This window comes from Chamaesiphon sp. VAR_48_metabat_135_sub, assembly GCF_031418915.1.
In the GTDB taxonomy this organism is placed as follows: Bacteria; Cyanobacteriota; Cyanobacteriia; order Cyanobacteriales; family Chamaesiphonaceae; genus Chamaesiphon.
The window spans coordinates 1-6,554 of the sequence record NZ_JANOJV010000218.1 but is presented as its reverse complement, the minus strand read 5'-3'; the positions used below and the strand labels follow the sequence as shown (position 1 = coordinate 6,554).

7 protein-coding genes and 1 pseudogene are annotated in these 6,554 nt (G+C 44.0%); 3 read left to right on the top strand and 5 right to left on the bottom strand.

What is annotated here, in order from left to right; all coding sequences use genetic code 11:
* The 5 genes and pseudogenes from RMO55_RS15830 to RMO55_RS22330 all read right to left on the bottom strand — a co-directional run.
* Window positions 1-359: aminotransferase class III-fold pyridoxal phosphate-dependent enzyme (locus tag RMO55_RS15830; protein WP_310427998.1), on the bottom strand; the 359-nt coding region annotated here is incomplete at its 3' end.
* Between the two features lie 512 nt (window positions 360-871).
* Window positions 872-2,212 carry an SLC13 family permease gene (locus RMO55_RS15825; RefSeq protein WP_396134349.1) on the bottom strand — a complete coding sequence of 447 codons (1,341 nt, stop codon included), beginning with the start codon at window positions 2,210-2,212 and terminating at the stop codon, window positions 872-874.
* Window positions 2,213-2,280: 68 nt separating this feature from the next.
* Window positions 2,281-3,126, bottom strand: coding sequence for a metal ABC transporter permease (locus RMO55_RS15820; protein WP_310427996.1), 846 nt, complete (start codon window positions 3,124-3,126; stop codon window positions 2,281-2,283).
* A gap of 30 nt (window positions 3,127-3,156) precedes the next feature.
* On the bottom strand, window positions 3,157-3,903 hold the full coding sequence (locus RMO55_RS15815) for a metal ABC transporter ATP-binding protein (protein WP_310427994.1): 747 nt from the start codon (window positions 3,901-3,903) through the stop codon (window positions 3,157-3,159).
* Window positions 3,904-4,017: 114 nt separating this feature from the next.
* Window positions 4,018-4,312 (bottom strand): annotated as a pseudogene (locus RMO55_RS22330) (FAD-dependent oxidoreductase); the annotation flags it as partial.
* 157 nt (window positions 4,313-4,469) lie between these two features.
* Here RMO55_RS22330 and RMO55_RS15805 point away from each other — a divergent pair.
* The 3 genes from RMO55_RS15805 to RMO55_RS15795 all read left to right on the top strand — a co-directional run.
* Window positions 4,470-4,919, top strand: a complete 450-nt coding sequence (locus tag RMO55_RS15805; protein ID WP_310427990.1) for a SufE family protein — start codon at window positions 4,470-4,472, stop codon at window positions 4,917-4,919.
* Between the two features lie 14 nt (window positions 4,920-4,933).
* Window positions 4,934-5,929, top strand: a complete 996-nt coding sequence (locus RMO55_RS15800) for a GTP-binding protein (protein WP_310427988.1) — start codon at window positions 4,934-4,936, stop codon at window positions 5,927-5,929.
* Between the two features lie 14 nt (window positions 5,930-5,943).
* Window positions 5,944-6,554, top strand: a 611-nt coding sequence (locus RMO55_RS15795) for a GTP-binding protein (RefSeq protein WP_310427986.1), incomplete at its 3' end; no start/stop codon positions are given.

The window sequence follows — 6,554 nt, the reverse complement described above, 5'->3', positions numbered from 1 at the left end:
ACCTCAACCGCTACCGAGCCAGAGTCACAAAAAAACACCTGTTGGAGTGGATCTGGCGTAATCGCAATCAATTTCATCGCTAAATCCACCGCTGGCTGGTGCGTCAGACCCCCAAACATAATGTGCGACATGCGATCGATTTGGGCATGAGCAGCTTGATTTAAGCGAGGATGGTTATAGCCGTGAATACAAGTCCACCACGAAGAGATGCCATCAATCAGCACTCGACCATCCATCAACTGAATATGAACACCCTGAGCTGACTCCACCGGAAACACGGGGTAAGGATTGGGCATCGCTGCGTAGGGATGCCAAACATGCAGGCGATCGAAATCGAGGAGTTGCTGTAAAGACTGCATGGAGTGTGAGGACTGATTTCAACTGAGATTAATATTTTACAATCGATCGTTTGGTACTTTTTGCACTTGTACCAGTCTGAATAGTCAAGTTCAAGCATTAGATAAATTAACCGATTCAAGTCTGATGCAGGGAAATAGCCAAATAATCCCGCATTTTAACGCCTTATAATGGTTTGTCGATCGAGGTTATCATCGGAAAATTAGCCATGTTAAAAATGCCACGCAGATTAAGTCATACTCCGAAAATTCTAGTTGCTCTAACTTGGATTTTGCCAGGGTATTTCTTGTGCTTAATGGCTCGTGTGGGACTTCTGCTTACTTGGCTAGCTGTTTTGCCTAACGACAATCTGCGTTAACATCAGCAGCCTGCTATATTTAGTTTATTAGTTGCTAGCCCTAGAGTTTTATGAGTATTCCGTAATTGCACATAGAGCTTCGAGCGGCGGTATTCGATCGTTTGAAACCAGATTATTTTTTGAATAATTCAGAGGCGATAACTCAATTTGTGGTAATTATTTCCGCAAAAAAGCAACACTGACATAGGCAGCCAGCACGACTAGTTGCAACCCCATTGTTGGCAACCCATAATAGAGAAATCGTTGAAAAGAAATTGGTCTACCATGCTGCTCGGAGATACCTGCTGCAACAATATTCGCCGATGCACCAACTAGGGTACCATTACCACCTAAAGTTGCTCCATACATCATGGCATAGAACAGCGGCAGTACCTCTGGCGGGAGTGGCGTAGTCGAGCCAGGATTGAGGATTTCCGCCCCGACAAATCCAGCATTGACTAAATATTCCTTCAGCAATGGCACCATTGCCACTACCAACGGAATATTTGGCACTACGCTCGAAAGCAATCCGACAAAGAATAGTAGTAAAATCGCTCCCAAGGCGATGTTTTTACCTAATATCACCGCCAACACACTGGAGGCACTGCTAACGACTCCCGTATACTGCAATCCACCAATCAGCACGAAAATACTCATAAAGAATAGCAGCGTACTCCAATCTACATCTCGCAGAATATGATTGACGGAATCAATTTTGCTGTGATGGGCAAGTAGTAGGCACAGCACGGCACCTAGCAAGGCTACGGTGGCTGGGGAAATCGGTATGGGCAGCGTTTCACCGACGACAAAGAAAACTAGCACCAGCAAGACAACTACTAATCCTAATCCTAGCGTGCGAGGATGCTCGATCGTAATACGGGGCAGTGTCTCTGGGTGGGGAAGTTCAGTTTGCCAGATCTTCTTAAATAAAAATGGTAAAGTTGCTACGACGACTAGTACTGCCAACACGCCACCAAAACTGAGGGTTTGGAGGTAATCAATAAATGTCATCTTAATCGAACTACCCACGATAAAAGTCGCTGGATCTCCCACCAAAGTTAATAATCCCGCACTATTAGCAACAAACACCATTAGAATCAGCAGCGGCACGAAATCTACGCCGATTTCTTGAGCTAACGGTGGAATCAAAGGAGCCAGGAGCATGACTGTGGTGGCATTTGGTAAAACGGCACAAATCGGGGTGGTAATTGCCACAATCCCCAGTAACAGACGGTTGCCTTTACCCTTTGCTAGGATCACCATTTGGGTAGCCAAATACTCAAAGATCCGAGTGGGTTCTAAGGCCCTAATCATCACCATCACCCCAAAAAATAGCGCCAGTGTGGTGTGACTGCTGGCAATATAGCCGATCGCTCGATCGAGTGTCAAAATATTGGAAACTATTAATAGTAACGCGCCCAGCATTGCCGCGATCGCTAGTGGCATCCACTCCATAATAATGATGCCAATGACACTAATAAACACGATCGATGCCCCAATCGCTTGCCAACTTCCCATAATGCCTACAGCTAGTGATAAAGGGTTCTTTGCAATCTTAATATTGTTTGCCCAATATTAGCTAGCAGTTAAGATGGTAATCTAAATCGTTGAGTCAAGATACCTTGAGATGGACTAAATAACAGTGCGAGGATAAATAATCCTGAAGATACAATTACAATCGCAGGGCCAGATGGTACGTGCTTGAGGTGAAAGCTAATATACACTCCACTCAGACTCGCAAATGCACCGATAATCGCACCCAAAATCATCATTTGATGTAACTCTTTGACGAGTAAATATGCTGTTAAAGCTGGCCCAACTAATAGCGAAATCACTAAAATTACCCCTACTGCCTGCATACTAGCGATGATCGTCAGCGTAATTGCGGACATAAATCCGAGATGAATGACTCTAACTGGTAGGCCCATCGCTTCAGCTCCAGTTCGATCGAATGTATAGAGTAATAACTCTTTATAAGATAACCAAACTGCTGTAATAATTAAAGCAGTTACACCTGCCGTTCGATAGATATCGGTTGTCGTCGTACCGAGAATATCGCCAAACAGAAAACTATCGAGATCGATATTATTTCTAAGTACAGAAATTAAGATAATTCCGACTGAAAAGAAACTAGAAAAGGTTAAAGCCATCGCCGCATCAACCTTGACTCTAGATTGCGATCGAATCCAGGAAATAGTCCCCGCACCCATGATTCCAGATATAAATGCCCCGATCGCAATATCGATGCCCAAAAAGAATGAAAGCGATAATCCTGGCAGCACAGCATGAGCAATTACGTCTCCATACAATGCCATCCGTTGGACGATTAGATAACTACCAACTACCGGACATAAGATACCGACGAGAATGCCGATTGCGATCGCATTTCGCATGAATTCATATTGCCAAGGCTCGACGAGAAAATTTAGCATATTAGGATTAATAATTGAAACAGCGATCTATTAACAGAATAAATCTGCGCCAGGATCTCGAACGCCATGCTGATGAAATGAGACACCATAAGCTTGTTGCAGATTAGCCGGAGTCATTACCTGTGCAGGCGAACCATCGGCAATTAGACTTTGATTGAGCAGCAAAATTCGATCGAGTTGGCTCAAAGATTTTCCCCATTCGTGGGTACTAACTAGCAAAATTTTACCCGCAGTTCGCAGTTCCGCAAAAACTTCTAAAAGTACGGCTTCAGTTTTTTTATCGATGCCCGTAAATGGCTCATCAAATAAGAACAAATCTGCTTGTTGAGCGAGGGCGCGGGCTAAAAATACGCGCTGCTGTTGCCCACCAGAAAGCTCCCCAATCCGCCGATCTTTGAGATCCAATATCCCAACTCGATCGAGTGCCCCATTGACGATCGCCTTCGCCGCTGCACCTGGACGACGCAACCAACCTAATTGACGGGTACGCGCCATCATCACCACATTCCAAACGGTAATTGGATAATCCCAGTCAACCTGAGATCTTTGGGGGACATATGCCACCCGTTCCAAATGCTGACACAATGGACAAGTACAATATTTTATCGTACCGCTAGCGGTCGGAATTAGCCCTAGCATCGCCTTGAGTAATGTACTCTTACCCGCTCCATTCGGCCCAATTAGCCCCACTAATTCACCTGGCTCGATCCGAAAGTCAATTTGCTCTAAAGCACGCACGCCACGGTAATTAACAGCTAATTGCTGAATCTCTAGCATGAAATATTAAGGATGAGAATCATTATCGTGAATAGTCTCAACCATAACATACATCAAGTTCGCTCGGTGATTGCGAACGTTAGGCAGAGAGATATTCAATGATTTTTGCTGTATCTATCCATTGATACTGGCAATAGTAGATTTCGTCAAAGCTGGAACGATTCGATTACCTCCGGTAGGCTACGCCAACGCTTGCAGCCCTCGCACCTGAGAGATTTCGAGCCGCTGGGCCAACTCGTAATGCTGCTAAACCACCCATGATAAATAACTCGCAGCCTTGCCAGCGCAGATGCTCATCAACGACAGGCAACCCATTGACACATTCGATCGGATGAGCAGCCAAAACATCTTGCAATAAAGGATGATTTCGAGCGTCTAGCTGGCTACCAGTCGCAACCCAAATTCGGTCGATCGATGAATTCGGGGAGCGTCGTTAATGGATCGAGCATGGATGAATCATCACCAAAGCGTAAGAACGATTATCATTCTATCTGTTAAACTAGCTGAAAATCCGATATCATGATAATGGTTATCATTCCTGTAATAATGGTTCGCCTCAGATTGATATGTCGCCAGTCTCCCAGCCACTACCGCCCGCACTGGGTCGAATTATCCAACGTTTCCAACAGATATCGGAATCAAAACGGCGGTATGAGTACCTGCTGCACTTTGCCAAACGTCTTGCGACGTTCCCTGAAGACCAGAAAATCCCAGAGAACCGCGTTCCTGGCTGTGCATCGCAAGTTTATGTGACAGCGACGGTTGATGCGGGAAAGGTCAGCTTTCAAGCTGATTCTGATGCCCAAATTACGAAGGGATTAGTGGGTTTATTAGTGGAAGGATTGGATGGGTTGACTCCTACCGAAATTATGAAATTAACGCCGCATTTTATTCAGCAAACTGGACTAGATGTCAGCCTAACTCCTTCTCGTGCTAATGGATTTTATAACATTTTTCAGATGATGCAAAAGCGGGCATTAGTTTGTCAACTGACTGAGACTTATTCGCAGAGTTGAGGAGGGGGAGAATTATGACTGATTCAGTTACCCAAATTTGTGCGGAGTCAGCGCAGCTTCTTCAACATGAAATACCTGTAACGATCGTCACAGGCTTTCTAGGGAGTGGTAAAACAACGCTACTCAATCATATTCTCAACAATCGGCAGGGTTTGAAAGTTGCGGTAATTGTGAATGAATTTGGGGATATCGATATCGATTCACAGTTATTGGTAGCTGTGGATGAAAATATGGTGCAATTAGCTAATGGTTGTATTTGCTGCACGATTAATCAAAGTTTAGTTGATGCGGTTTGGGCAATTGCGAATCGGGCTGAATCGATCGATTATCTGGTAATTGAAACGACAGGAATTGCCGAACCATTGCCGATCGTGCGAAGCTTTACAACTACGGAGTTACAGCAGATAACTAGGCTTGATTCGGTGCTGACAGTAGTAGATGCAGCATCGTTTACATCGGAGCATTATCATAGTGAAGCCGCATTAAATCAACTGATTTTTGGCGATATTATTCTGTTGAATAAGACCGATTTAGTCGATTCTAAAGTTGTGGCTGAGTTGGAGAACTATATTCGATCGATCGCCCCAAATGCACGGATTATTACGACTGAATATAGTCGAGTCCCATTACCATTGATTTTAGATGTGGGGATTAATAATACTCTCAGATCGTCCAAATCGAGTCACGAACACTCTCATCATTTTCTAAATGATGGATTTATCGCAGTTTCATTTGAGAGCGATCTACCGCTCATTTTACCCAAGTTTCAGGACTTTCTCGATCGATTACCTTCAGATATTTATCGAGCTAAAGGTATCCTCAAATTTCAGGGTAGCCAATTGCGTCATGTTCTCCAAATGAGTGGAAAACGGTATGAAATGAAGAGCATTTCGGTAGAAAAATCTGCCAGTCGTTCTCCACCACTTAATGCTAATCAATTGGTATTTATCGGAAGAAATTTGAACGCTGAGGCAATTAGAACACAATTAACTGAATGCCTTGCTATTTAATTTAAGGAATCTACATGACTCAAACGATCGCGCATCCAACCACAGCTACGCTCGAAGTTCCCAAACGGGGAATGCCTGTGACGATTATTACTGGGTTTTTGGGTAGTGGTAAAACTACCTTATTAAACCATATTCTGAGCGATAGACAGGGCCTAAAGGTTGCTGTCTTAGTCAATGAATTTGGTGATATCAATATCGATAGTCAACTGCTGGTATCGATCGATGAAGGGATGGTAGAGCTGAGTAATGGTTGTATCTGTTGCACTATTAATGAGGATTTAGTAGACGCAGTTTACAAGGTATTGGAGCGGGAAGACAAGGTTGATTACATGGTGATTGAGACTACTGGAGTCGCCGATCCATTACCGATTATCTTGACATTCTTGGGCACAGAATTACGAGATATGACGCGATTGGATTCGATCGTAACGATGGTTGATTCAGAAACATTTACCCCCGAACACTTTGATAGCGAAGCAGCATTTAAACAAATTACCTATGCTGATATTACAATCTTAAATAAAACTGATCTGGCAAGTACCGAGAAAGTTTTGAGTGTGGAGGCTTATATTAAGTCCGTCAAAGAGGGTGCGAGAATTCTGCATAGCGAACATGGCAAAGTGCC

What these genes read in the sequence shown, in the direction of transcription:
- RMO55_RS15825 (WP_396134349.1), bottom strand. Translation starts at nt 2,212, where the DNA reads ATGGGAAGTTGGCAAGCGATTGGGGCATCGATCGTGTTTATTAGTGTC.
- RMO55_RS15820 (WP_310427996.1), bottom strand. Translation starts at nt 3,126, where the DNA reads ATGCTAAATTTTCTCGTCGAGCCTTGGCAATATGAATTCATGCGAAAT.
- RMO55_RS15815 (WP_310427994.1), bottom strand. Translation starts at nt 3,903, where the DNA reads ATGCTAGAGATTCAGCAATTAGCTGTTAATTACCGTGGCGTGCGTGCT.
- RMO55_RS15805 (WP_310427990.1), top strand. Translation starts at nt 4,470, where the DNA reads ATGTCGCCAGTCTCCCAGCCACTACCGCCCGCACTGGGTCGAATTATC.
- RMO55_RS15800 (WP_310427988.1), top strand. Translation starts at nt 4,934, where the DNA reads ATGACTGATTCAGTTACCCAAATTTGTGCGGAGTCAGCGCAGCTTCTT.